This window comes from Paenibacillus sambharensis, assembly GCF_003233845.1.
Taxonomy (GTDB): Bacteria; Bacillota; Bacilli; order Paenibacillales; family Paenibacillaceae; genus Paenibacillus_I; species Paenibacillus_I sambharensis.
The window spans coordinates 347,077-371,426 of record NZ_QKRB01000044.1 but is presented as its reverse complement, the minus strand read 5'-3'; the positions used below and the strand labels follow the sequence as shown (position 1 = coordinate 371,426).

Annotated in this window: 15 protein-coding genes; 3 read left to right on the top strand and 12 right to left on the bottom strand. The window is 53.3% G+C overall.

Annotation, left to right across the window (positions count from 1 at the left end; all coding sequences use genetic code 11):
• Positions 1-54: 54 nt before the first annotated feature.
• The 6 genes from mglC to DNH61_RS13010 all read right to left on the bottom strand — a co-directional run bounded on the left by mglC (position 55) and on the right by DNH61_RS13010 (position 8,374).
• Positions 55-1,074 (bottom strand): galactose/methyl galactoside ABC transporter permease MglC, encoded by a 1,020-nt coding sequence (mglC, locus tag DNH61_RS13035; protein ID WP_111147084.1) that lies wholly within the window; start codon positions 1,072-1,074, stop codon positions 55-57.
• An 18-nt stretch (positions 1,075-1,092) separates the two neighbouring features.
• Entirely contained in the window at positions 1,093-2,610 is a 1,518-nt protein-coding gene (locus DNH61_RS13030; RefSeq protein WP_111147083.1) for a sugar ABC transporter ATP-binding protein, read from the bottom strand.
• A gap of 87 nt (positions 2,611-2,697) precedes the next feature.
• Complete coding sequence (locus tag DNH61_RS13025; RefSeq protein WP_111147082.1) at positions 2,698-3,732, bottom strand: galactose ABC transporter substrate-binding protein; 1,035 nt, start codon at positions 3,730-3,732, stop codon at positions 2,698-2,700.
• A 204-nt stretch (positions 3,733-3,936) separates the two neighbouring features.
• Positions 3,937-4,914 (bottom strand): substrate-binding domain-containing protein, encoded by a 978-nt coding sequence (locus DNH61_RS13020; RefSeq protein WP_111147081.1) that lies wholly within the window; start codon positions 4,912-4,914, stop codon positions 3,937-3,939.
• Entirely contained in the window at positions 4,907-6,724 is a 1,818-nt protein-coding gene (locus tag DNH61_RS13015; protein WP_111147080.1) for a sensor histidine kinase, read from the bottom strand. Before DNH61_RS13015 ends, DNH61_RS13020 begins: the two co-directional genes overlap by 8 nt.
• Before the next feature lie 6 nt (positions 6,725-6,730).
• Positions 6,731-8,374, bottom strand: coding sequence for a response regulator (locus DNH61_RS13010; protein WP_111147079.1), 1,644 nt, complete (start codon positions 8,372-8,374; stop codon positions 6,731-6,733).
• 295 nt (positions 8,375-8,669) lie between these two features.
• Between DNH61_RS13010 and DNH61_RS13005 the strand changes: the two genes are divergently transcribed.
• Positions 8,670-10,541, top strand: coding sequence for an EAL domain-containing protein (locus tag DNH61_RS13005; RefSeq protein WP_111147078.1), 1,872 nt, complete (start codon positions 8,670-8,672; stop codon positions 10,539-10,541).
• Between the two features lie 185 nt (positions 10,542-10,726).
• Here the strand turns inward: DNH61_RS13005 and DNH61_RS13000 are convergent, their stop codons facing one another.
• The 5 genes from DNH61_RS13000 to DNH61_RS12980 all read right to left on the bottom strand — a co-directional run bounded on the left by DNH61_RS13000 (position 10,727) and on the right by DNH61_RS12980 (position 19,988).
• Positions 10,727-11,965 carry an acyltransferase gene (locus DNH61_RS13000; protein ID WP_111147077.1) on the bottom strand — a complete coding sequence of 413 codons (1,239 nt, stop codon included), beginning with the start codon at positions 11,963-11,965 and terminating at the stop codon, positions 10,727-10,729.
• A gap of 855 nt (positions 11,966-12,820) precedes the next feature.
• Positions 12,821-13,351, bottom strand: coding sequence for a type 1 glutamine amidotransferase domain-containing protein (locus DNH61_RS12995; RefSeq protein ID WP_111147076.1), 531 nt, complete (start codon positions 13,349-13,351; stop codon positions 12,821-12,823).
• Between the two features lie 118 nt (positions 13,352-13,469).
• Complete coding sequence (locus tag DNH61_RS12990) at positions 13,470-17,060, bottom strand: chemotaxis protein CheB (RefSeq protein WP_111147075.1); 3,591 nt, start codon at positions 17,058-17,060, stop codon at positions 13,470-13,472.
• A gap of 128 nt (positions 17,061-17,188) precedes the next feature.
• On the bottom strand, positions 17,189-18,436 hold the full coding sequence (locus DNH61_RS12985; protein ID WP_111147074.1) for an MFS transporter: 1,248 nt from the start codon (positions 18,434-18,436) through the stop codon (positions 17,189-17,191).
• Positions 18,437-18,560: 124 nt separating this feature from the next.
• Complete coding sequence (locus DNH61_RS12980; RefSeq protein ID WP_111147073.1) at positions 18,561-19,988, bottom strand: PDZ domain-containing protein; 1,428 nt, start codon at positions 19,986-19,988, stop codon at positions 18,561-18,563.
• A 227-nt stretch (positions 19,989-20,215) separates the two neighbouring features.
• Here DNH61_RS12980 and DNH61_RS12975 point away from each other — a divergent pair, with 227 nt between their 5' ends.
• Both DNH61_RS12975 and DNH61_RS12970 read left to right on the top strand, forming a co-directional pair.
• Complete coding sequence (locus DNH61_RS12975; RefSeq protein WP_111147072.1) at positions 20,216-20,767, top strand: hypothetical protein; 552 nt, start codon at positions 20,216-20,218, stop codon at positions 20,765-20,767.
• Positions 20,768-20,953: 186 nt separating this feature from the next.
• Entirely contained in the window at positions 20,954-22,819 is a 1,866-nt protein-coding gene (locus tag DNH61_RS12970) for an LTA synthase family protein (protein WP_111147071.1), read from the top strand.
• A gap of 497 nt (positions 22,820-23,316) precedes the next feature.
• On the opposite strand, the gene DNH61_RS12960 is transcribed toward DNH61_RS12970, so the two are convergent.
• Positions 23,317-24,228 (bottom strand): DMT family transporter, encoded by a 912-nt coding sequence (locus tag DNH61_RS12960; RefSeq protein WP_245948165.1) that lies wholly within the window; start codon positions 24,226-24,228, stop codon positions 23,317-23,319.
• Positions 24,229-24,350: the final 122 nt, after the last annotated feature.

Sequence of the window (24,350 nt, the reverse complement as noted above, 5' to 3'; positions counted from 1 at the left end):
GCTGAATTGCTGCATAGAAGTCTGCCCTTGTTTTACAGAAGAAGAATAAGAATATTATTTCTTGGCCATGTATTTGCGAACATCGAACGCAACGGCCGCTACGATAATCAGACCCTTGATGATCAGCTGCCAGTAAGGGCTTACACCGATGAAGGTAAGACCGTAGTTGATAACGCCGAAGATCAGTACGCCAGCCATTACGCCAGGGACGGTACCGATACCGCCTGCAGTCGACACGCCGCCGACTACACAGGCTGCAATGGCATCAAGCTCATACATGTTGCCATAGTTGTTCGTCGCGCCGCCGGTACGAGCAGCCTCCAGGACGCCTGCAATCCCGTACAGGGCACCGGAGATGGCATAGATCGCCACCAGGTTGCGGGCCACGTTAATACCCGATACATGCGCTGCCTGAACATTGCCGCCGATTGCATACATGTTCTTGCCAAGGCGGGTCTTGTTGAAGATGACCCAGCATACAGCCGCTACCGCTATGGCAATCAGCACAATATACGGAATGGAATAGCCGCCGCCCAGATCAATATAACCAGAACCAAGCTTCGTAAATTCCGGGCGCAGGCCGGCGATCGGCTGCGACTGATTCGGCTCCATATCGAAGTAGATGGAATTGAGGCCGTATACGATAACCATCGTACCCAGTGTGGCGATGAACGGCGGAACGTTCAGCTTCGCTACAATGAGACCGTTTACAAGACCGACAATAAGACCTGCAGCTATGCCGACCATAATCGGAATCATGAAATGCATTTCCGGCAGGTTCGGGAAGAACTTGGCCGCATACGTATCGACTTGAAGCATAGAGGCCGATATGACGGCTGTTAAACCTACCACGCGTCCCGCTGACAGGTCAACCCCGCCGGTTATGAGTATAAAGGCCGCGCCGAGTGCAATAATAGCACGTGTAGAAGATTGCTGCAGGATGTCCCTTAGGGTCGAAAAGGCCAGAAAGTTCGGATCGGCAATTGCAATACCGATAACCAGTACGATCAGGACCACAAATATGGCACGCTGACTTAAATAATCTCTAACTTTACCCATCGTTTGCAGTTGCATCGTTAGTTCCCCCTTGAATTATGCCATTCGCTGCTGTGCTGCCAGCCGCATGATTTCCTGCTCCGTCGCCTCACTGCCGCTGACAATACCGCTTAATCTGCCTTCGCTCATCACCATGATACGGTCCGACATGCCGAGCAGCTCAGGCATTTCAGAGGAAATCATAATGATGCTCTTGCCCTGCTTGGCAAGCTCAATAATAATCGAGTAAATCTCAAACTTCGCGCCGACATCGATTCCGCGTGTCGGTTCATCCAGCAGCAGAATCTCCGGGTCGGTGAGCAGCCATCTGGCCAGCAGCACCTTCTGCTGGTTGCCGCCCGAAAGGTAGCGAATCTGGGTATGCACCGATGGCGTCTTCGTTCTGAGCTTCTCCACGTTAAGGGCCGCTTCCGCTCTGCCTTTGCTTTCACTAAGCAGACCCAGCTTATTCTGGTAGCGCCCGAGGTTCGCTATAATCGTGTTCTCATAGACCGACAGCACGGGGAATATACCGGTTACGCGGCGCTCTTCCGTAAGGAGGGCGATACCGTGCTTCTTCGCATCGCCAGGCCTCCTGATCTTGACCGGCTTGCCGTCGATGGATATCGTGCCCTTGGATACGCCCCGAAGTCCGAACAGCGCTTCCATCAGCTCGGTGCGCTGGGCGCCTACCAGTCCGCCAACCCCCAGAATTTCGCCCCGCCGCAGCTCGAATGATACGTCCTTGAACGACTTGTGGTCCGTGGAAGTCAGGCCATCGACCTTAAGCAGCACCTCGCCTGGAACATTCGTGCGTTCCGGGAACCGTTCCGTCAGGTCGCGGCCGACCATGCGGGTAATGATCAGATCTGTTGTCAGATCCGCAGCGGCCCAGGTGCCAATATATCTTCCATCCCGCATAATGGTCACTTCGTCCGATATGCGCAGAATCTCTTCCATTTTGTGCGATATATAGATGATGGAAACCCCACGCTTGCGCAGCTCGTTAATGATCCGGAACAGCTGTTCCACTTCGTTGCCGGTAAGTGACGAGGTCGGTTCGTCCATTACGATGACCTTGGAATTAAACGATACTGCCTTGGCGATTTCCAGCGACTGAACCTTGGATACGGACAGGGAGCCCGTCTTGGCCTTCGGATCGACATCGAGGTCCAGATCCTTCAGCAGCGTAACCGTATCCTGGTACATCCGCTTCTCATCCACGAATTGGAATGGACCGATACCCTTCATTGGAAAACGGCCCAGCCAAATGTTTTCCATAACATTACGGTGCGGCACAGGGTGCAGCTCCTGGTGAATCATAGATACCCCGTTCTCCAGCGCATCCTTCGAATTGTGAATTTCCGCCTTGCGGCCCTCAATATAAATCTCGCCCTGGTCTGGCTTGTAAATACCGAACAGACACTTCATTAATGTTGATTTACCGGCACCATTCTCGCCCATCAGCGCGTGAACGGTTCCGGGCCTTACGCGCAGCGTAACATCGCTTAACGCCTGTACGCCGGGAAAACCCTTCGATATATTGTTCATTTCCAGCAGGTACTGTTCCGCCATCTCCATGTGCCCCCCTATACGGGTCTAATATGAAAGCGGGAGGCAGCGCTCTTGCTGCCGCTGCCTCCCGCTCATTTCATCAACATCTTATTGTGCGTCGGCTACGTTGTCTTTCGTAATCTTCTTATAAGCAATCCATACATACTTGCCGTCAGTAATGTCATAGCCGGTATTCTCTTTCGTTGGCGTCTCGCCATTAGCAAGTACTGTAGACAATGCTACCGTAGCAGCCCCCTGGTTCTTCGCATCGTTCAACACCGTGCCGAGCATTGTACCGTCCTGCAGAGCCTGCACAGCCGGAGCTGTAGCATCTACACCTACAACCGGAACATATTTGTCGCCCTGGAAGTAGCCCGCTGCCTTCAATGCTTCTACTGCGCCAAGCGCCATGTCATCATTGTTTGCAAGCACTGCTTCAATTTTGTCACCGTGGGAAGCAAGGAACGCCTGCATCTTCTCCTGGCCTTTTACGCGGTCCCACATCGCTGTATCCACAGCAAGCGCTTCTACTTTAATTCCTGCATCTTCAATCGCCTGTACCGAGAACTTCGTGCGCAGCTCGGCATCCTGGTGACCCGGCTCGCCCTTCAGCATCACGTACTGCAGAACACCGTCGCCGTTCTTGTCAGCTTCCGGATGTGCATTCCAATAGTCTACGATCAGCTGGCCGGAAATGGTGCCGGACTCTTCTGCCTTCGCGCCAACGTAGTACACTTTATCCCACTTGTTCATGTCTTCTGCCACAGGCTCGCGATTCAGGAATACAACCGGAATATTCGCAGCTTTTGCCTTGTCGATGATTACGCCTGCCGCCGTGCGGTCAACCGGGTTGATTGCCATTGCGCTGTACTTCTTGGAGATGAACAAGTCAACCTTCTCGTTCTGCGTCGGCTGTGCATTCTGGCTGTCTACCACATCAAGCTTCGCCTTGCCTTCCGCTGCAGCTGTCATTGCGTTACGGACACCAGTCATGAACGTATCATCGAACTTGTAGATCGCTACACCGATTTGCGGGGTTGTGCCGCCTTCTGCCGTTCCTCCGCCTTTATTGCCTCCGCTGCTTCCGCAGCCAGCCGTTACGAGCATTGCGCCAGCTACCAAACCAAACATCCATTTCTTCATATCGAAATGACCTCCCTGATCACGATGTTTTTTTAGCTGAGGCCCGCTGCCTGCCAGCTTCTGACCGGCGGCCTTCGTGTTCCTCATCTGTAGCCTTATTATGCTTGAAAGCGTTTCAAATGCGAATTCAAAATCCTCATGTGTTCTATCGAAATTCTCATCTCTTTGATATCCGTCTATATAGAATATCCCCTTCAGCTCAACCTAGCCAAAGGGGAATAACAGCTTCTGGTTATCCATCCAGAACATATTGCCGGCGTTGATTACCTTGGTATCCAGCCGCGTCGACCGCTCGATATCTTCGCCTGCCAAATGCAGAACCGCCTGCTTGACACCCAGGTATCCGATACTGAATCCGTTCTGGACAATCAGGGTATGAATCAGACCGTCCTGCAGCAGCTCAAGCTGCTTCAGCTCATTGCCGAAGGTCACAATCTTCATCCTTCCCGCCCGGTCTGCCGCTTCCGCCTCGGCTGCTGCTGCAAGCGAAGCTTGAGCGTCCAAAGCGATAATGCCTTCCGCCTGGCCTTCCCGCAGCAGCTGCCTGGCCACACTGCGGCAGGAGCCCAGGCCTTCTCCGCATGAGGTCCGGATAAGGCCGCTTACATGCGGTTGTTCATTAAGCGCATTAACGATGCCCAGCTCACGAGCTACCAGGTCAGGGTCATCCGATTGTCTGCCGAGCACAACAACCGTCCCCTTCTCTCCAAGCAGCTCTGCCATCGCTAATCCTGCCTTCCGGCCAGCCTCTTCGTTATCGACCGAGATCGAAGCCTGTACGCCGTCTGCACTCCGGTTGTCATTCAAGATGAATACCGGCACACCGTGATCGGCTGCCTGCAGGGCTGCCGAATCCAGTACCCGGCTGTCGGCCGGGTCTATAAGCAGGGCATCCGTGCCGCCCTTGAGTGCTTCAACAGCTGCTTTAAGCTGGGCGGCAGAACCCTCCTCCGGTTTGAAGGGAGCATAGGACAGCTCAGCACCAAATTCCTTGGCGGCCGCTTCAGCACCCAGGCGCATGGCGTCCCCCAGCTCATCCGCATGCACCGGGGCGATCAGGGTAATTTGCCTTACAGCCGGCTCGTCTCTTTCCAGCTGCGGCAGTCCGCAGGCCGACATGCCCGCGAGCAGGCCGATCGTCAGAAACCGGAGCAGCCATCTGCCTGACGTTTGTCTACTCATGGTCCGCCTCCCCTTCTGGAGCCGCAACCGCAGGCATGCGGATGCGCACGGTTGTGCCTTCCTCCAGCTCGCTTTCAAATTTCAGGCCGTACTGTGCTCCGTAATACAGCTGAATCCGGTCGTGGACATTTTTGACACCCACTCCCGATCCTGCTCCTGAGCTGTTCTTCTGCGCCTGCGGGGCATCTGCCGACAACAGCCTCGACGCCTTCTCCGGCGGCATGCCAACCCCGTTATCACAAATTTCAAGCATCAGCGTCTGCCCGGTAACGCGGGCGGTTATCCTGATAAATCCTTCATCTACCATATATTCAATGCCGTGAACAATCGCATTCTCAATCAGCGGCTGCAGCACGAGCTTCAGAGTCAGACAATCCTGTGCCTGCTCCTCTGCTTCTATCTCAAATTGGAACTTCCGCTTGAACCGCATCTGCTGAATGGTCAGATAGTGCCGCGCATGCTCAAGCTCCTCGCGGACCGTGATGACGGTCTTCCCCTTGCTCAGACTGATGCGGAACAGCTTGGAAAGCGAGGTGATCATCGTTACGACGTCTTCATTCTTGCTCATGCCAACCATTCGGACGACAGAGTTAAGCGTATTATAGAGAAAATGAGGATTAATCTGCGCCTGAAGCGCCTCCAGCTCGTATTTGCGCTTCGATTCCTGCTCCTCGATAATCTGCTCCATCAGCTGCCTGATCTTACGCAGCATCAGATTGAACCGGCTTGACAGCCTCTCTACCTCAAGCGGCCCCCCAACCGGCAGCTCCACGGCAAAATCCCCGCGTTCAACAGCCTTCATGGTTCTCTCCATCCTCCGGATCGGGCGGGTAAGCGTAGCAGACAGCAGCATGGAGACGATAATAACGAGCACAAGCACCACACCCACAACCTGGATCAGATAGCGGTTCACCTCGGCCCTTGTCGTCATGACCTCGTCCAAGTAAGCGACACCAACAACCTTCCAGCCAATATTGGCAAGCGACCGGGTTGTATTAAGCCGTTTCAAGCCAGATTCTTCATCCAGATACCCTTCAGTTACCTTAAGCGCCTCGTCAACATTCTCACGCTTGAGCCCCATGTAAATGAGCTGCTGCTGAGGATGGTAAACCATGTTCCCCGCGCCCTCATCAATAATATAGACATAGCCCTTCTTGCCAAGACTGACACGGCTGCAGAGCTCATCAATCTGCCGGAAGTTGATGTCTACCAGCAGTATGACGGACTCTGGCCTGCCGTTGCGGATGACCGTGATGCCCTTGCTCATTGACACCACCCACTTATAGCTGTCAGCGTACAGGTTTTGAACATGGGGCAGCGAGAAGCTCAAGTGGCCCGGTACGCGCAGTGCGGCATGGAACCAGCTCTGCCCCGAGACATGCGCGCTGGCGCGCACAGGCAGCGAGGGCCGGTTCACAAGCAGCCGGCCCTGCTGATCGAATAAAGCAATGGATACGATATCCTCCCGGCTTCCCATAATTGTATCAAGCCGTTCCGTAACCTCTGGCCCATCCCACTGGCCGCCCTCAAGCATATTCACTTCAATTGCACGGTAGAGACGGGACATGCTTTGAATATAATCCTCCAGGTTGTAGCTGACCTGATCGACAATCTGCTGGCTGTTTATATAAGCACTGCGCTCAGCCGTTCTCGAGAAGCGGTCAAACAGCAGCACAGCCACCATGATGACAACCAGAACAACGAACACGGAGAACGACCAGGTCATAATAGAGCGGATACTGCTGGCCCGCAAACGCCGGGTCAGATGCTGTATAAAGTAAGATAGACGGAACCTTGCTGCAGGCCGCATGCCGTATCACTCCTCCTTCTCATCCGGCTTAAGGCTGCGGCTTCTGTATTCCTTAGGTGATATGCCCACCTGTTTCTTGAAGCAGAAGCTGAAGTAATTGGGATCTGCGAACCCGACACGCTCAGCAATTTCGAAAGCCTTGAGCGCAGATCCCCGCAGCAGCTCCTTAGCCGCCTCCATTCGGGTCTGCATCAGATATTGGCCGAAGGTAAGCTTGACCTCCTTCTTGAATATGCCGCTGAAGTAGCCCGTACTGATATGGAGATGAGAACAGACCCGCTGAATTGAAATGTCCGGATCATGATAGTTTTCCTTCGTATAGCTAATGGCCTGCTCCACAATATCACGGTAGCTGTGCTGTCTTCTGCTTGAGATCTGCTCCATAATCCGCCCGCACAGCTTATGGAACCACCGTCTCGCCTCAGCCAGTCCCGACAGCCTGAACAGCTCCCCATACAGCTGGAAGCTGCCTCCCAGCAGTTCATCCATGGTGAGGTCCGCGTCCTTGGCTGTCTTCAATACGGCCGTTAGAATCTCCAGCAGATAGACTTGTACATCATTATAGCTGTGCGCTTCACCGCCAATTTCCCCGAAGAGTATATCCAGTACAGCCTCCAGCTCTTCTTCGGTGCCAACCTTAAGGCTCCGGACCAGCGCCTGTTCCTTCAGCTCATCGAACCGCAGCTGCCCGGACCGCCTGTGCTCCACATCACCGATATAGATCAAGCGGCCTGATCCTGCGACGAGCCGGTAATCAAGCGCCAGCAGAGCATCCTCGAACGAATCCTTCACATCAGCTATGTCACTGACCGCCGAACCCACTCCAATCGTCACCTTCAGCCGCAGATAATGATCAACACTGCGCAGCACATTATCAAGCGCCTGCTGAGTATGCCGCTGCCAATCTTCTTCGCCTGTATCAATCGACAGCAGAACCACATATTCCTGATAGATAAACGCGTTGCCAAGCCCCTGCTGCTTCCAGATCTCCTCTGCTATGTTGAGTACGGCGTAAAGCTTCAGATCAAGGTCCTGCGAGCTTCGGAGGGAATGTTCCCCTGCTCCCTCATGCTCACCGGACGTCTGCAGGGATACAACTGCCACCTCATAGCAGCGGCCCGACAGTGCCAAATCATAATTTTGCGACTTCTCCTCCACCTTCTCCATCGACAGCTTGCGCGTCATTAGAGAAGCCAGGAAGGTTGCCCGCAGCATGGGCAGGCTTGTGCGGTAATGCTCGCGCAGCTGCCTGACATCGTCACGCTCTGCAATCTCCCGTTCAATCTTCTTCCGGATCGCTGCGAGCAGGTCCGTCAAATTTTCCGCCGAGAAAGGCTTCAGCAGGTACTCATCGACTCCGATGCGAACGGCCTGCCGTGCGTAGTCAAATTCATCATAACCCGTAAGCAGGACAATCTTGGTCAGCGGGTATTTCTCCCGCATCCACTCAGCCAGCGTTAAACCATCGATAAACGGCATGCTGATATCCGTTACCAGCACCTCGGGACTCAGCCGTTCCGCCAGCTCCATAGCTTCCCTTCCGTTCTCCGCCACACCGATCACTTCAAAGCCGCAGCCCTGCCAGTCTATTTCCTGAATAAGGCCTTCCCTGACATCTGCTTCGTCATCTGCCAGCAGCACCCGATACATCGCTTATCAGCCCCTTCATAATGTAAGCGTTATTATTTAGTATTGTCTATGAAACTTACCGATCTGACAATAAATTTGTTTTCAGAAGCTTGTTAGACACATCCTAGATAGAATCATCAGGTTTTTTGTCGAATTTTATCCGTTTTTTCCTTGCTACAAACGCAAGGACACGATAAGATGGAAGAGCGGCACAACCGTTGTGGAAATGCGGCTGTGCATCAAGTCCTACCCAATACTTTGCTAATCGCTGTATGACATCATATCTTTACATAAAAGGCAGAGAGGATGCTCTCCATTGTTCGAGTGGCCCGTGTTTATAAACCTGCTGCGCAACGCCGCTGATATCGGTTTCTTCATATTCCTGGTAAACTATATACGGCGTTACATGGTACATCTGAACCGTACCGTCAAACTATGGGCATGGGGCCTTCTCTTCGGTTTGGCAGGGCTCGTATCCATGCAGTATCCGATAACCGTCTCCGAGGGCGTAATTGTTGATTTTCGAGTCGTGCTCGTCGCGATGGCTTCGCTGTACGGCGGGGCAAGAGGCGCGCTGCTCAGTGCACTGCTCATCGCGGCCGGGCGTTATTACCTTGGCGGAGCCGGCTTCATTCCCGGAATTGGCACCGTTATAACAGCCGCTCTTCTAGGGCTGCTTGCCCGCTGGTACGAACAGAAGAATAACCGCCGGATGTCGAATCTCCAGCTTCTTGGTCTTGGCTTCCTGCTCGCCCTGCAGATGCTTCCATGGGTGATGCTGCTGCCACGCCAAACTGTTATGCAATACCTCCAATATTCCGCGATCCCGGTCTTTATTCTGTTTCCGTTGACTGTCCTGCTGTTCTGCCATGTGATGGCCGGTCAGTTCCGCGTGCTCTCACATCCGTTTTTGGAAATTTCCAACCTCAAGCACATTTCGACGGAGCTGCAGCGTTATGCAGGAGGCAGCTCGCAAACCGCCGTGGCGTTCGCCCAAATTGATAATTTCAAGAATCTGAATCATCTGTACGGTTATGCTTTAGGTGAGCAGCTTCTTATTCAAATGTATGACAGAATCCGTTCCAGATTCGGCGATCCCCTGCTGATCCGCTACGGCATGGGTGAATTCGTGATGTGTCTGAAGAATCTCGACAATATACAGGGAAGCCTCAAATGTGAGCTGAAGAAGATCAAGCAGGAGCTGATGCAGCCTTACCGGGTTCATGGGATGGAAATCAACCTCACGCTTACAGCTGGCGTAGCGGTTGGAGCAGCCAGGAAGGACTCAGTCGAGACCATGCTCCGGCAGGCCGAGACTGCCCTTCATGAAGCCCGTAAGAAAGGCCAGAACCATACGATTATGTACGAGCCCAGCATGGCCGACAAGAGCGTCCACTTCAGCCAAATTCAGGAGGCGCTGCGCTCCGCACTGTCAAGAGGAGAGATCAGCCTTCATCTGCAGCCGCAGTTCAATACCGACACCTCCCTGCTTCGCGGCTTCGAAGCGCTTGTCCGGTGGAATCATCCCCGGCTTGGACCTGTGTCACCAGCTGATTTTATCCCCATTGCGGAGCAGAACGGTACAATTATCGAGATTGGTGAATGGGTACTGCGGCAGGCTTGTGAAATCCATCTGAAAGAGCTGCTGCCTTTATTCCCGGAAGCCCTTATGTCTGTTAATATATCCGCCGTCCAGCTGGGTGATCCAGATTTTGCAGCAGGAGTGGTCCGCATCCTGGAGGAAACAGGGCTGCCGCCCGACCGGCTGGAGCTTGAAATTACGGAGAGCGGTCTGATGGCTTCCGTCGAATCCGCTGCCGAGACGATGACGCAGCTTGAGAAGCTGGGCATCCGGTTCGCGCTGGATGATTTCGGCACAGGCTACTCATCGCTTAATTACCTGCAGAAGTTCCCGATCCATCTCGTTAAGATCGACAAGTCATTCATCCATGACCTCAGCGGCCGGCAGAACAAGAGCAGGATGACCGAATCTATTATCAACTTTGTCCATATGCTTAATCTCCCTGTGGTGGCGGAAGGACTTGAGACCGATGAGCAGCTCACCCTGCTCCGCGACTGGCGCTGCGACTTTGTACAGGGTTATCTGTTCAGCCGGCCCATACCTGCCGGTGAAGCTCCAGCTTATGTCCGGCGTATTCTTAATCAGCCCTCTCCAGTTACGCCTTAAAGAGGTACGCCTTCCTTACAGGCCAATAATATACACAAAAAGAAAAGACGGTGCTGGGGACCAGTTTAATCCCCGCACCGTCTTTTTCTGACTTCGGCCACAATTCCGTTCTTCCATTATGCCAAGAAGCTTCTCTCTGATGAGTATGTCCAAGAGGGCGGTCACTGCCTTACTGCCTTGCTGACTTACAGCGGCTTAACCGACGGACCCTCTGCGCCTCCGGCCGTTTCGGATGCCTGATGCGCCACAAATCCTCCTACAGCCGGGACCGTGCGCCGTTTCCGTGCCTGTGCGCCGCTCAGCAGCCAGCCATAAGGCAGCCGGCTGAACAAGGCCGACAGCCCGATCGAGACCGACGCTACCACGAGGAAGGTCAGTACGGCGGCTGGCAGATGATAGCCTGCAAGCTGCGACTGCTTGAATGGCGCCGAGACCAGCATCAGCACGAAAGCGTGAGCAAGGAACGCGCCGAATGAGTGACTTCCCACAAACAGCATGAAGCGCTTGAACAGGCCTCCATAGCGGTTCAGCAGTACAGCTACCCCATAGGCCAGCATCAGCTGGCAGACGATGAGAACGAAGATAAAGGGATGCAGGTAGGTCGAGACACCCAGCATCATCTTGTCCGTAGACACCTGCAGCAGCCTGTAGCCTGCCCACACATACAGGCCAATGAACACCAGGCCGCTCCACACTAGCGAACGCACCGCAAATTCGCGGAACTTCAGCAAACGCACGGCACATACCGCCCCGAGTATGAAATAGAACAGATAGAACGGAAACCATTTCGTACGGTGGACGAGAAGCCATTTCCACAGACCGTCCGGCAGCTCGGCTGTAAGGGTTCCAGCCCGGTAATAGGCAAACCACATCAGCAGTCCATACAGCAGCCCAGCCGCCGCAAGCAGCCAGCCGATACGCCACCCTTCTCTGCTGCCGGCTCCGCTCACCCACGGCCCCAGCTTGTCCCCAGCCTTGAGGAAGAGGGGAAACAGTAGATAGAACTGGAAGATCATCAGGATGAACCACAAGTGATAGCCGTAAGTCGGCTGAAACAGCTGCCGGCCAAGCTCGGCCAGGGACGATGCCGATCCCAAGGGCAGACCTGCGTATAAGCTGACCGACAGCCAGTATATGACTGTCCATACGATGAACGGCAGCAGGATATCACGGATGCGCTTGTAGAGGTAAGAGCCGTAATCCAGCGTGCGTCCCGCATAGTTATAGAACAGGATGACTCCTGACAAAAACACAAAGGTTGGGGTGCCAAACCGTGTAAAGTGATACAGCATAGCCAGCATGACACCGTCCGGCTGCAAAATATCCGGCCTGTATATATACTCCGCGATGCAATGCTGCATCGTAATGGCCATGAACGCCAGCGCGCGAAGCAGCGTAATTTCCTCAATCCGTTCCTTCTTCATGTAGACCCCCGACTTGTGGAGCTGCTCCAAGCTTATTAGCAGCCATTCGATTTTACCACCGCTTATTGTAACATACAGCGGGGTTATTCGCTGCCAAGATTCACACACCTGGCCGGGAAGAGTAGAGGTACCCTGAGGTTCGATTCATTTGTAGCAGATGCAAAGCTCTGCTTCCTTGAGGCGGAGACCATTCGATATGTTGCTCCGATTGCTTAGGCTGATTACGCCAATGGAACTCGCGATCCATCTTCATATAACCGGTCCTGACGCTCGTCACTTGCTGCACGGTTTGGTGGAGGGGCCGAATTTGGTAGAGAAGGGAGGAAATAAGAAGTATCGTACATACCAGCTTCATGTAGGCAGTTCTTAACGGAACTGAGAAGCGTTATCCCGTTAGTTAGAGTCATTAATGAATTGTAACGGAACTCAGAGGCTTTAATGCCCCCCTATTAGTAAAGATCCCCTTGAAATTGAGCGAATAGCAGCACTGAGTTCCGTTACCTGCTGAGGCGACCCGTATGCATGGGAATAAGGCCGCTGAGTTCCGTTAGTTTTGAATTTTCCCAAACCACAGGAAGCCTACGCGCGGATTGCATTACGACAGGCCGGATCTTCTTGCCATACCGCTTTATGATGACATCCCAATACCCCTAGAGAAACAAACAGGATAGTTGAAAGGATGTTGTTCTCCTCACATTCGGCCTAGCCTAATACAACAATAATGACTCCAAAACACTTATACTTTCCTATATGTCAAAAAAACGCCGGCCTCACCGGTTGAGCCCGGCAGGCCGACGTTTATAGCTTTATTATATCAGGGGCCTCTCCAACTGGAGACCCGGTTAACCCACCTTCTTACCAGGCATTTACACCAAGTCTGTCGATGGTCGCCTGGATGAACGCCGGCTCATCCTCTGGTGTGCGGGAGGTGATCAGGTTGCCATCCACAACCACTTCCTGATCCACGAAATTGCCGCCCGCTTCCTTCATCTCATCCGCGATTCCCGGATAGGAAGTCAGGGTACGGCCCTTCAGCAGACCGGCAGCCGCCAGAATCTGCGGTCCGTGGCAGATAGCCGAGATCGTAATGCCTTTAGCATCCGCATCCTGAACGAAAGCCTGGATGTCCTTGTCATTCATCAGATGTGAAGGCGACTTCCCGCCAGGAATAATGACCGCCGCATAATCGGAAGCCTTGGCGTCCTTGGCAGCCAGATGCGATTTGTAAGTGACGGTGCCCTTCTTGCCCTTCAGCTCATCATCCTTCTTCAGGCTGATAATCACACTGTTATGTCCGTTCTTCGTCATTTCCTCGAACGGATTTCTCATTTCCGAATCCTCGAAATCATCTGCAAGCAAAAATGCGATTTTCTTTGCATCACTCATGTTCTTCCACTCCTTTCGTCAAATCACCCTGTTACAGTTTGCACCAGAACAGGCGCGTACATGCTTTATTACCCGTAAGCTTCTTTTTTAAAGCATAGCTTGATGCTCCCCCCCTGCCCTACAAGGCGGGAAGCTCGATCGTTATCGTGGTCCCCTTCTGCTCCTCGCTCTGAATGCGCATGACCCCGTTATGTCCTTCGATAATATTGTAGCTGACCATCAGGCCAAGCCCTGTGCCCTTCTCCTTCGTCGTGAAGAACGGCTCGCCCAGGCGAGGAAGCTTGTCCGCCGGTATGCCGCAGCCTTCATCCCGGATCGACATGATGATATCCCCGTCATCCTTGCGCGTCACTCTGACATAGATGTTGCCACCCTCAGGCATGGCCTCAATCGCATTCTTGAACAGGTTAATGAACACCTGCTTCAGCTGATTTTCCACACAGTGAACATAGGGGTGTCCCGCATCCAGCTCTGTATGAATCGTCACCTTGTTCAGCAGTGCCTGGGTATCGATCAGCAGCAGCACATCGTTAAGGATCATAAGCAGGTTCTGCGGCTGAAAGTTGATGATTTTCGGCTTGGACAGGAGCAACAGTTCATTGATGATGTGCTCAATGCGGTCAAATTCCGAGAGCATGATCGAGATGTAGGTTTCATTGCCGCCCTGCGCCTTCATCAGCTGGACGAAACCTTTGAGGGCAGTCAGCGGATTGCGGATTTCATGCGCGATACCAGCCGCCAGCTCCCCGACAGCCGACAGCATCTCCGATTTGCGCAGCAGCTCCTCCGTCTTCTTCCGCTCCGTAATATCCTCTGATACCTTCAAATAGTGAATGATCTCGCCATCCTCGTTCTCGATCGGAAGCAGAGACGTTGTCTCCCAGTACCATTCTCCATCCCGTGTCTTCTGCTTCAGCTCGCCGGTCCACTTGTCCCCTGTGAAGATATGCTTCTCAATACTGCTGCAAATCTGCGGCGCAGAGGTTGTTTCGATAAGAAAATCCTTCAGGCTCCGGTCCCTAATCTCCTCTGACTTATAACCGGTCTTCCTGATAAATACGGGATTCACATACTCAATTATACCGCGGACATCGGTAATCATGATCATGCTTGGACTTTGTTCGATCGCATAAGAGAGCTTCTGAAGCTCCTTATTGGCCAGCTTGAGCTCGGTGATTTTGACCACCGTCACCACGACGCCCCGGATCAGGTTGTCTGTCGTCCGGTATGGCAGCACACGTACGCTGTACCAGTTGCCTTCGCTGCACTGCAGCTCCTTCTCCACGACGTCGGTGGTTGCAAGCACATAAGCCGCATCCTGGATGAGTGATCCGTAATACAGCTTGTGTGAGATGTGGTGAATCGGACGGCCGATATCCACTTCCATCAAGTGGAACACCTCGGCTGCCGACGGCGTGAATCTGCGGATGCACATATCCGTATCCAGGAAAATCGTGCCGATCTTCGTGCTAAGCAGAAAATTATCCATGTCATTATTAAGCTCAATTAATTCCTGGATCTTCCGCTGATGCTCCGAATTGACCGTGATCAGCTCCTCATTTACCGATTGCAGCTCTTCGTTGCTGCTCTGCATCTCCTCGTTAGCTGCGATCAGCTCCTCGTTCGTGGACTGAAGCTCCTCGTTAGCCGTCTCCAGCTCCTCGATAGTCGCCTGCAGGCTGTCCTGGGTATACTGCAGCTCCCGCTCCAGGTCGAGAATCCGGTAATCGGTATCATCATTCGCGCCATAGACATGGTAAGCCCCGGCGGGCGCATCAACGGCCCGGTCCATCATTTCCTCGAAGAGGATGGCAACCAAGCTGCGCATCTCCCCCTTCGTGAACAGCGGCTGGATCGTCAGCTTAATGCTGCGCCCGTTCTGCCCTTCGCCACATTTAAGATTGGCATACGTCACCTTCTGCATCTCCCGCCTGGCCTTGTGAATGCCAGTGCCCAGCGGCATGGACAGGGACGCTGCGACCATCTTGTTAATATTGAGGCTAACACGGCCCTTGGGCATGCCTATATATTTATTGACATCACCGACTGTGTGGATAACTTCATTCTTCTCGTTGAGGATTACGCAAGGGGGAAGCAGCTCCTCAGCGAGCTGGCTGTTCAGGTCATCCAGCTTCTGGACAGCAGGCTCCTGCCTGCCCGCTAATACACTCTCCCGGCTTCTTAGTACGGAGAGCGTCTCCCGGTCTGGATCCTGGTAGGCAACCTCCTTGAGCTGGCTCTGGGACCATTGGTACACCTCCTTGTAGCAGAAGATGTTCCACTTACGGTCCAGAGCCTTGAACAGGTTGTCCAGCTTGCCGATGCTCTCACTTGGCCCAAGGAACAAGAATCCCCTGGTATTCAGTGCAAAGTGAAACAGGCTCAAGATCTTCTTCTGCATATACGGCTGGAAGTAGATCATCATATTCCGGCATGAAATTAGATCAAGATTCACGAAGGGCGGGTCTTTAATAATATTATGCGGAGCAAAAACAATCATCCTGCGTATATCCTTGCTGACCTGGTAGCTGCCCTCTTTCGGGATGAAGTACTTCGACAGATATGGCTCCGGCACATGCTCCTCAATATGTCTCGGATAGACGCCGATACCCGCATAATCGACCGCCTCCCGGTCCAGATCTGTTGCGAAGATCCGTATCTGAATCTCGATTCCCTGCTCGTCTATGTACTGCTTGAACAGCATGGCTATGGTATAGGCCTCTTCCCCGGTCGAGCAGCCCGCAACCCAGATGCGGATTTCCTTCTCCCTGTTCTGCAGCTTGGTATCGCAAATTGCCGGTATGACCTTATCAACCAATGTCTGGAACGCTTCATTATCCCGGAAGAAATGGGTAACTCCGATAAGCAGATCCTTCTGCAGCAAGACTGCCTCGGCCATGTTGTCCATCATATATTCGAGGTACAGCCTGAGGCTCGTGATACCGGCGATCTTCATCCTTCTCTCGATTCGTCTTATAATGCCGTTCTGTTTGTATGAAGAGAAATCGATGCCGCTCTGCTTCCGGATGACGGTCAAGATTTTACGAAGCTGGTCCTCGCTTGTATCTGCAGGTGATGGCGACTGTAGAATCATCATAATCTCATCCGCTATCTTGGCCGGGGAGGATACAAAGTCAGCGATTCCGGTCTGAATGGCACTGCGGGGCATGCCGTTGAATTTCGCCGTCTCCTCATCCTGCACAAACACCATACCGCCCGCCCGGTGAACAGCTTCAACACCCGAGGTACCGTCCGCACCTGTTCCTGACAGGATAATTCCGACAGACTGGCTGCCCTGGTCAGCCGCGAGCGACTCCAGAAACACATCAATCGGCAGGTGAATGCCCTGCTGATCCGGGTAATCCTCCAAATGAAGCATGCCGCCATGCACAGTTAGATAGGACTTGGCAGGGATCAGGTAGATATGATTCTTCATCACCTGCATGCCGCTTCGTGCTTCGAGCACCTTCATCGACGTCTTGCGGAGCAGAAGCTCTGACATGAAGCTCTTATAATCAGGCGACAAGTGCTGCACAATGATGACGGCAGCACCCAAGTCGGCCGGAAGATGGCCGATTAGCTGCTCCAGCGCCTCCAGACCGCCAGCGGAAGCCCCTATCCCAATAATACGGGGAGCGGACAGGCTGCCGTCCAGTCTGGATGCTGATGGGTTGACGCCAGGCGCCGTATCTGCTGATTGATCCTGCATGTCATCACTCCGTTCGGGATAACCTTTGCATCCATCTTATCATTCCATAACCAGACAATACAAAGTGTATACACTACAATACATATTGTATCATGTTTTTTCGTTAGGAATTATCCCGTTTTACCCGATTAAGCTTTCCCGTCTTCTTCCCGGCCCGCCCCAATCATCCAGAATATCGTATACTGCAGCAGTGCCGTACCGACCAGTACTACCGGCAGCCAGGCCGATTCCAGGTCTTGCGAGAATAACAGCAGCAGAGCGATTGAAATCATTCGGCCAAAATTAAGATAAAACTCACGTACAACTACAACTTCGTTGCGAAGCTGCCCCTTGAGCGGAAGTGTACCCATAAGGCGGTAGTAGTACGTATTCAGCGTATTAATGGCAAGCGGATTGCTGATCGAGAACAGGATCATGAACAGCACCACCGTCCAGAAGCTCACATCAATGACAAGGAAAGACGCGCCCAGCACGACACCGGTGGAAGAGGCGAGAATATACCGCCTTGCCCCTGTCTCCTTCGCTTTGCGCGAGATGACATAGCCGGATGCAATCACAAGCCCTGAGAAGAAGACACCCAGATAGCCCACGAGGTCTTCTCTCCCGACTGTCCGGTACAGCAGAATGTTAGGCAGGAAGAGCATAATACCCTGAAACAGCCCAAATACGAAAAAACCGATCAGCGATTGCAGCCAGACACGGTTCTTGCGCATGAGCAGCCCCATCAAATTTAGATAATAAACTTTGTGGCGGGTCGTAATGGTGCCGATGCGCAGACTGACCACCGCCGCAATAACAAACATGATAAAAGCCAGCATGAAGGTAATCATATAGCCGCGCAGCCCTTCATTGCTGCCAATGATATAACCGGCAAGAGCCGGGCCTGCAAGTCCCGCCGCGTTGAAGAAAACCATATTAAGCGCCAGGAAGCGTATCCGGTTCTGGTCATGGGACACATCGTACATCAAGACCAGGAAGCCCATCCAGTAGAGGCCTGAGGCGAAGCCGTTAAGTACCGCGAACAGCAGATAGAAGCTGACGACCTGCTCCTGGGCCAGGACGACAAGAAGGAAGAACAGCCCCATGGATAAAATACCAAGCCGGTAGGTGACCATCCGGTCCTTACGCTTGCCGATCCAGCCGCCAACGGCGAATCCGATCGGGGTCAGAAAATAAACGACAATGTTATACACGCCATTAACGACCAGGTCTTCAGTAAGCCGCCATAAGTACAAATTCAGGAACAACCCGGCCATCGATGCGCCAAACTGAAACAGGGCGTGAATGGTTATGGTAAGACCGGCTTCCCTGGAAAGCTGCCGCTCCGGCGGCAGTGCTGCGCGTTTTGGCCATTTCATGCGTTGTAATAAGCCCATGCTGATCCCTCGTCCCCCGCTGTAGTCTCTAATCAGTTCATTGTAATTCAGCCTCTAACAAAAAGAAAAACGCGCTTAATCGCAGTTAAACGCGTTTTTCCTCGCTGTTTCAATGTTATCGAAGCTATGCGGCTGATTTCAGCCAATTAAGGATATCGTCCAGATTCCGAACAGGAACGATTTCCAGCTCCGGCGCTCCCTTATGCGCCTCATCCTCCTGACCTGCCGGGACAAAGAAAACATCAGCGCCTGCACGGTGCACCGTGTAGGCCTTCTGTTCCACGCCGCCGACTGACCCGACGACTCCGCCCGGCCCAATCGTGCCGGTCCCGGCTACATGAATATCGCCGGTAATCCCTTCCGGTGTCAGCTGGTCAATCAGGGCCAGTGTAAGCATCGCCCCATGTGATGGGCCGCCCTCATGAACCAGGTAGTCGCGAAAGGTCACTCGTCCGGGCACATCGGGGTACAGCACGTTCTGGACCCGGATGCCAAATGCCGCACGCTCCGGCAGATTCTCATCCGCTCTAGTCGGGACCGCAAACTTGACCTCCTCATTTTGGCGCGTGACCGTCAGCTGCACCCAGCCGCCAGGCGGCACATTCTTCATCCGTTCATTCAGCTCCACTACCGACAGCACAGGCTCCTCGTTCATTTCCGTCACAATATCGCCTGCCCGAAGGATACCAAGGACGGGGCTGCCGCTTTCAATAGCTGTTACCCGGACCCCTTGTGCGATAATGCCTGCGCCAGACCCTAGACGTTCATAGGCGATTGCACTGGCTGCCGCATCGGCATCGGTCTTCATCTCCCTGACGAGCTCATCATACTCACCAAGCGGCATACCCAGCTTCTCAATCGGTTCGAAGCTGTAATGCGGGAACAGCTTCGCGTACAGCCAGTCCACCGGGAAGGCAGGCCGGTGAAAGATCAGTACGCCGTCGATGCGCCCCTCTGTCTTGCCTCCCTCTGCCTGTGCGTAGCGGCTCATGTCCATCGTGAGTCCGGGATACGTCACCATGTAATTAGTCGGCCAGAAGAGGAAAGCCAGCAGGGCAAGCGTTCCGCAGAAAGCTGTCAAGGTTCTTCGGGAGCGCTTCGTCAGCTGCCGCTCGGTGTAAGCAAGGTCCACGAAGACTGCCAGCCAAGCTGCTCCCAGAAGACCGGCAGCCCAGGTAAGGCTGGCCACTTTGGTCTCCAGCGTAATGATGGCAGCAGCAGCCGACAGGGACAGCACGATTACAATCATGCTTCTCTTAGACGTATGAAGCCGCCTTCCTGAACGCAGGGTCGACACCACACAGCCAGCCGCTGCAGCCGTCCATAGAACCGGCACAAGAGCCAAGGTATAGACCAGTCCGTTCAATATGTCAATCCAGCGTCTGCCGCTGCCAAAGTGCAGCGGATCAGGCAGCCAAACCAGTTGTCCTAGCACCATTAATCCGAACGCCAGCAGCATTCCGCCAACGTACAGGTATTCCCTCCAGCCCAGTTTGCCTCTTGGCATCAGATGGCTGCGGATGCGGGCCCTGGCAGTAACACGCTTGTTCATTGGCCGCACTCCCCTCTATAAAGTCCTGATCAGTTAAGCGCCGTGCTGTTTATTAGATGTTATAGTCCAGCTGCAGCAGCCTTGACAGGCCATAAACCTGCGGGGTCCATTCTCTGCAGCTCCGATTACGTTTATTTTTTACCACAAAGCACACAATGAGAACAGGTTTTTTTGCAAATTCACCAGATAGCGAAAGCAATTCTAACGACTGTGGAGGAATGTTTTGCATGCAGGAAGTGACACTGGAGGACCTTAACCGGGTACAAGAAGAGCTGAGCGGTATGCGCTGGAATTACTGGAAGAGTGAGGTCCTCTTTACGTTTCCATGGTGGTTTCTCATTATTTCAATGGCTGTTGTCCTGATTCTCTGGGTCAGAACCGTGGATAAATCAAGGCTTCCCCAGATTGTCATATGCGGCCTTATAACCCAGATTGTCTGCGTATCATTCGATGTTACAGGCGCCGAGCTGCAGCTTTGGGATTACCCTAATATGGTGATCCCCTGGGGATCCCGGTTATATTCAGTCGACCTGATGATCGGGTTCTTATTTATGTGGATCTACCAGTATGCCAAATCATGGAGTCAATATGCGCTGTTCGCCCTGCTGCTCGCTCTTCTGTTCGCCTTTGTGCTGGAACCGATTGCCGTATGGATGGATATCTATGTCCCCTATAACTGGCACTATGCCTACTCCGCTCCGATCTACTTCCTGATTGCCTTGTTTACCCGCTGGGCAGCGGATAAGGTCATGCAGCTGCAGGCAAAATCCCGCGCATAGCCGTCCACGCACCCTGACCCGGCGCCCGGATCCCCATCCTTATGCTGTCTGCAATATCCTTCGATTCATGATCGCAGAAGAGGGCCGAATGCCCGGGTACCCGGGCATTCTCTTTCATCCAAATCCCGGATAGGCTATGATGGGAAAATAACCGACTGGCAGGCAAACTGCTAAGGAGCGAGATCTATGAATTTCCGTACGTCTGCTGTACTGAAAAGCCCTTTCGCCGTCTTCACGCTGCTGCTTGCCATTAAGTTCTGTCTCGCATCAGCAGTCATCTTCGGTGAAGTTTCGCTGCAGACATTCTTGGCGGCGCTGCCTCCTGCATGGGCGGCCTTTGCACTTGTAGAAGCGATTGCTGTGAAACGCAGGCTGTTAGGCTACTTCATCGTCAACCTGCTGCTTACCGCCATTTATTTTGCCGTTATTATGTACTACAAGTATTTCGGCATCATTGTAACCTATCATGCGCTGGCCCAGATTGGTCAGGTCACCGAGGTTAAGGGCAGTGTATTCCAGCTGCTGCATCCCTATTATCTGCTGATCTTCACCGATATCCTGATGATAGCCGCACTGGCCATCTGGAGCAAACGGTTCCGGGAATGGGGGAACAGACCAAGGCAGCTTTCCAGGAGGTCGGCATTCGGCCTTCTCGCTCTGGCATCGATTGTACTGTGTGCGCTGCAGATCGTTCCGAACCGCCATATTGTGAATGAGCTGAAGCAGGCCGAACGCATGGGGATAATCAACTATCAGCTGTACATCATGCTCTCTTCCGGTAACGAGAGATTGCTTGATCCAACTGTTGTGACCCTTGAGAACGTTAACAGGCTGAAAGAGACAGCCGCAGACGGCAATGTGGACGATGCGCCAACCGGCTTCGGGGCCGCCCGGGGAAGACATATTATTTATATCCAGCTTGAAGCTCTGCAGGATTTCCTGATCAATCTTCAGGTCGGCCAAACGGAGATTACCCCCATTCTGAACGGACTGCTCGGGGAGGCGGTATATTATCCGAATGTGTATCAGCAGGTCGGGGCTGGCAATACGTCAGATGCAGAGTTTACGGCCAATACCTCTTTCTATACGCCTCCCGCGGGAGCCGCTTCCGAGGTGTACGGAGACAAGTCACTGCCAAGTCTGCCCAAGCTTCTGGAGCAATACGGATACCGGACAGCTACCTTTCATACCAATGACGTTACATTCTGGAACCGGGATGAGCTGTACGATGCACTAGGATTTGACCACTACTACGACCAAGGGTACTTTGAAAAAGAGGACCTTGTGCACTTCGGCGCTTCGGATGAGATGCTGTACCGGCGGACAGCAGAGAAGCTGGAGGAGCTTGCAGCTGGCGGCAGCCCGATCTATGCCAACGTGATATCCATGTCGGCGCACCATCCCTTCAACCTTCCTGTGCACAAAAATCGGATCAGCCTTCCCGAGCGGTTCGAAGGCACGTTTATTGGCGATTATCTCCGCTCCCAACACTATGCCGATTATGCTCTCGGCCTGTTCGCGGAACAGCTGAAAGCAGATGGCATCTGGGATAACAGCCTGATTGTCATCTATGGCGATCACATGGGGGTACCGATCTATTCACTGACCGATACGGACCGTGAGCTGCTGCATGAGCTGATTGGTGAGCCCTATAACTACGCGCAAATGTTAAATATACCGCTTCTCCTGATTGCGCCGGGTGCATTAGAGCCGGGCGAGAAGCCGCAGGTTGGCGGTCACAGTGATATTATGCCGACAGTCGCTAATCTGGCCGGGATTTCGCTGCAGGACCACATGCATTTCGGCCAGGATCTATTGAACATAACGTCAAATCTGCTCCCGCTTCGTTATTATCTTCCTTCAGGCTCGCTGATAAATGATGAAGTCATCTATGTGCCTGGCAGCAGCTTTGAAGACGGTACCGTCTATCCTCTGCAGCCAGACTCATCGCAAGAGCTGGCTGGTGCGGTTACGAAAGATCAATTCGAACGGTCGCTGCGTCTGCTCCAGCTGTCACACAGCTACGTCAGCCGTCTGCCGAGCCGGGAATGAGCTGCTCTCTTCCTTAGGAGGGCTCTTCCCGGTCATTAGGTACCTTCACGGATGGACCTTTCTCCGCTTCCCGCTTGGGAGGCGGGGAGGCTGTTCAGCAGCGTATTCTTTGTGAAAATAATCACTTAATAATCTGGCGCTGTTTGGTATTCTGATAACAGACTCACGCGCAACGAACGTTATGAATAACGGAGGGATGACAGTGACCGTTCTAAAAACTGATATTGTCACGCAGAATTACATGCGTTACTGCTACTACTGTGATCAGGCTGTGGAATGCGATACCGAAGTCCAATGCTTAGCATGCTGGGAGCAGAAGGAAGCCGAGACTGAACCCCGTGACCTGGACCTGACACTGCATTATTTACGTGAACATTACGAATGATTGTTATAGACCAAACAGAAGCTTGGGCCTCCTCCGCTATGAAGAGCAGGTGCCCAAGCTTCTGTTCATTGTACGACCCGATAACTACTAGTTCTAAACCCGCTATTCCAGGCTATCCGGCAGGGGTTTCCAGCGGCTGCCTGCGCTCGGTGCTGATCCAGACCAGGCCGGCAGCCATGAACACGCCTCCGAAGAGCTGCCACATCGTTACCGTCTCTCCGAACATGACCAGCCCGGCGATTACGGCCGACAGCGGCACCGCATAACGGAAAAAGTTCGCCCTTGCCGCCCCTACCCGGAACATGCAGGCATTCCATATAATGAACGCTGCTACCGTCGCCAGCAGAATGTTATAGGCAAGCACAGCGTAGTGCACGCTCCCCAGGCCTGACCAGTCCACCTTCGCCCACGAGCCTGCCGTGAACGGTGCCATGAACAGGCTGCCGAACGCGATGCTCCATGCGCTGACGCGCAGTGCCGAATAGGTGCGCATAAGCGGCATACAGGCCAGATTGTAGAGGGCGCCGATGACGCTTACCATCAGAGCGAGACCATTGCCGAGCATATGGTCTGACGATGGGTCGAAGCCGCCTTCCCCGCCCAATATAATCAGACAAACGCCCGCCAGAGCCGCGGCACCGCCTGCCGCCAGCCGGCTTGTGAACCGTTCCTTCAGAAATAATGGAGCAAATAATGCCGCAAAAATCGGCCAAGGCGCCACGTTGAGCAGCGAAGCATTCGCAAGTGTCGTGTACTTAATCGAATACGTGACGGCAATCTCTAATGCAGCCACACCGACTGCACCGATAACTGCCAGCTGCAGACCAGCTTTCACCGAGACACCTATGCTGCCTTCCTTCCACCACAGCAGACCGAAGAACAGCGGAACAGCCAGCCCGAACCTCAGGAACGTAAAGAGGATGGGATCAAAGGATGCCAGGGCCCATCGCGAAAACCCGAAGTTGGCTCCCCATATTGCAGCAACGGCCAGAAGCCCGACGTAATACCATGCGTTTCTTCCCACTGTAAACATCCCTACCTACCCGTAAATTTAGTTGCCTTTTGTAAAACATCTTGTGTGAGCAGAGCCTAACCCATCATACCATGTTCCTTAAGCCCGTCAATTTAGAATTCAACAATTAAAAA

Bases quoted from the DNA above. Each gene is read 5' to 3' on its own strand.
- DNH61_RS13010 (WP_111147079.1), bottom strand. From the start codon at position 8,374: ATGTATCGGGTGCTGCTGGCAGATGACGAAGCAGATGTCAGGGAAGGC.
- DNH61_RS13025 (WP_111147082.1), bottom strand. From the start codon at position 3,732: ATGAAGAAATGGATGTTTGGTTTGGTAGCTGGCGCAATGCTCGTAACG.
- DNH61_RS12970 (WP_111147071.1), top strand. From the start codon at position 20,954: ATGAATTTCCGTACGTCTGCTGTACTGAAAAGCCCTTTCGCCGTCTTC.
- DNH61_RS12990 (WP_111147075.1), bottom strand. From the start codon at position 17,060: ATGCAGGATCAATCAGCAGATACGGCGCCTGGCGTCAACCCATCAGCA.
- DNH61_RS13000 (WP_111147077.1), bottom strand. From the start codon at position 11,965: ATGAAGAAGGAACGGATTGAGGAAATTACGCTGCTTCGCGCGCTGGCG.
- DNH61_RS12995 (WP_111147076.1), bottom strand. From the start codon at position 13,351: ATGAGTGATGCAAAGAAAATCGCATTTTTGCTTGCAGATGATTTCGAG.
- DNH61_RS12980 (WP_111147073.1), bottom strand. From the start codon at position 19,988: ATGAACAAGCGTGTTACTGCCAGGGCCCGCATCCGCAGCCATCTGATG.
- DNH61_RS13020 (WP_111147081.1), bottom strand. From the start codon at position 4,914: ATGAGTAGACAAACGTCAGGCAGATGGCTGCTCCGGTTTCTGACGATC.
- DNH61_RS13015 (WP_111147080.1), bottom strand. From the start codon at position 6,724: ATGCGGCCTGCAGCAAGGTTCCGTCTATCTTACTTTATACAGCATCTG.
- DNH61_RS12975 (WP_111147072.1), top strand. From the start codon at position 20,216: ATGCAGGAAGTGACACTGGAGGACCTTAACCGGGTACAAGAAGAGCTG.
- DNH61_RS12985 (WP_111147074.1), bottom strand. From the start codon at position 18,436: ATGGGCTTATTACAACGCATGAAATGGCCAAAACGCGCAGCACTGCCG.
- DNH61_RS13030 (WP_111147083.1), bottom strand. From the start codon at position 2,610: ATGGCGGAACAGTACCTGCTGGAAATGAACAATATATCGAAGGGTTTT.
- mglC (WP_111147084.1), bottom strand. From the start codon at position 1,074: ATGCAACTGCAAACGATGGGTAAAGTTAGAGATTATTTAAGTCAGCGT.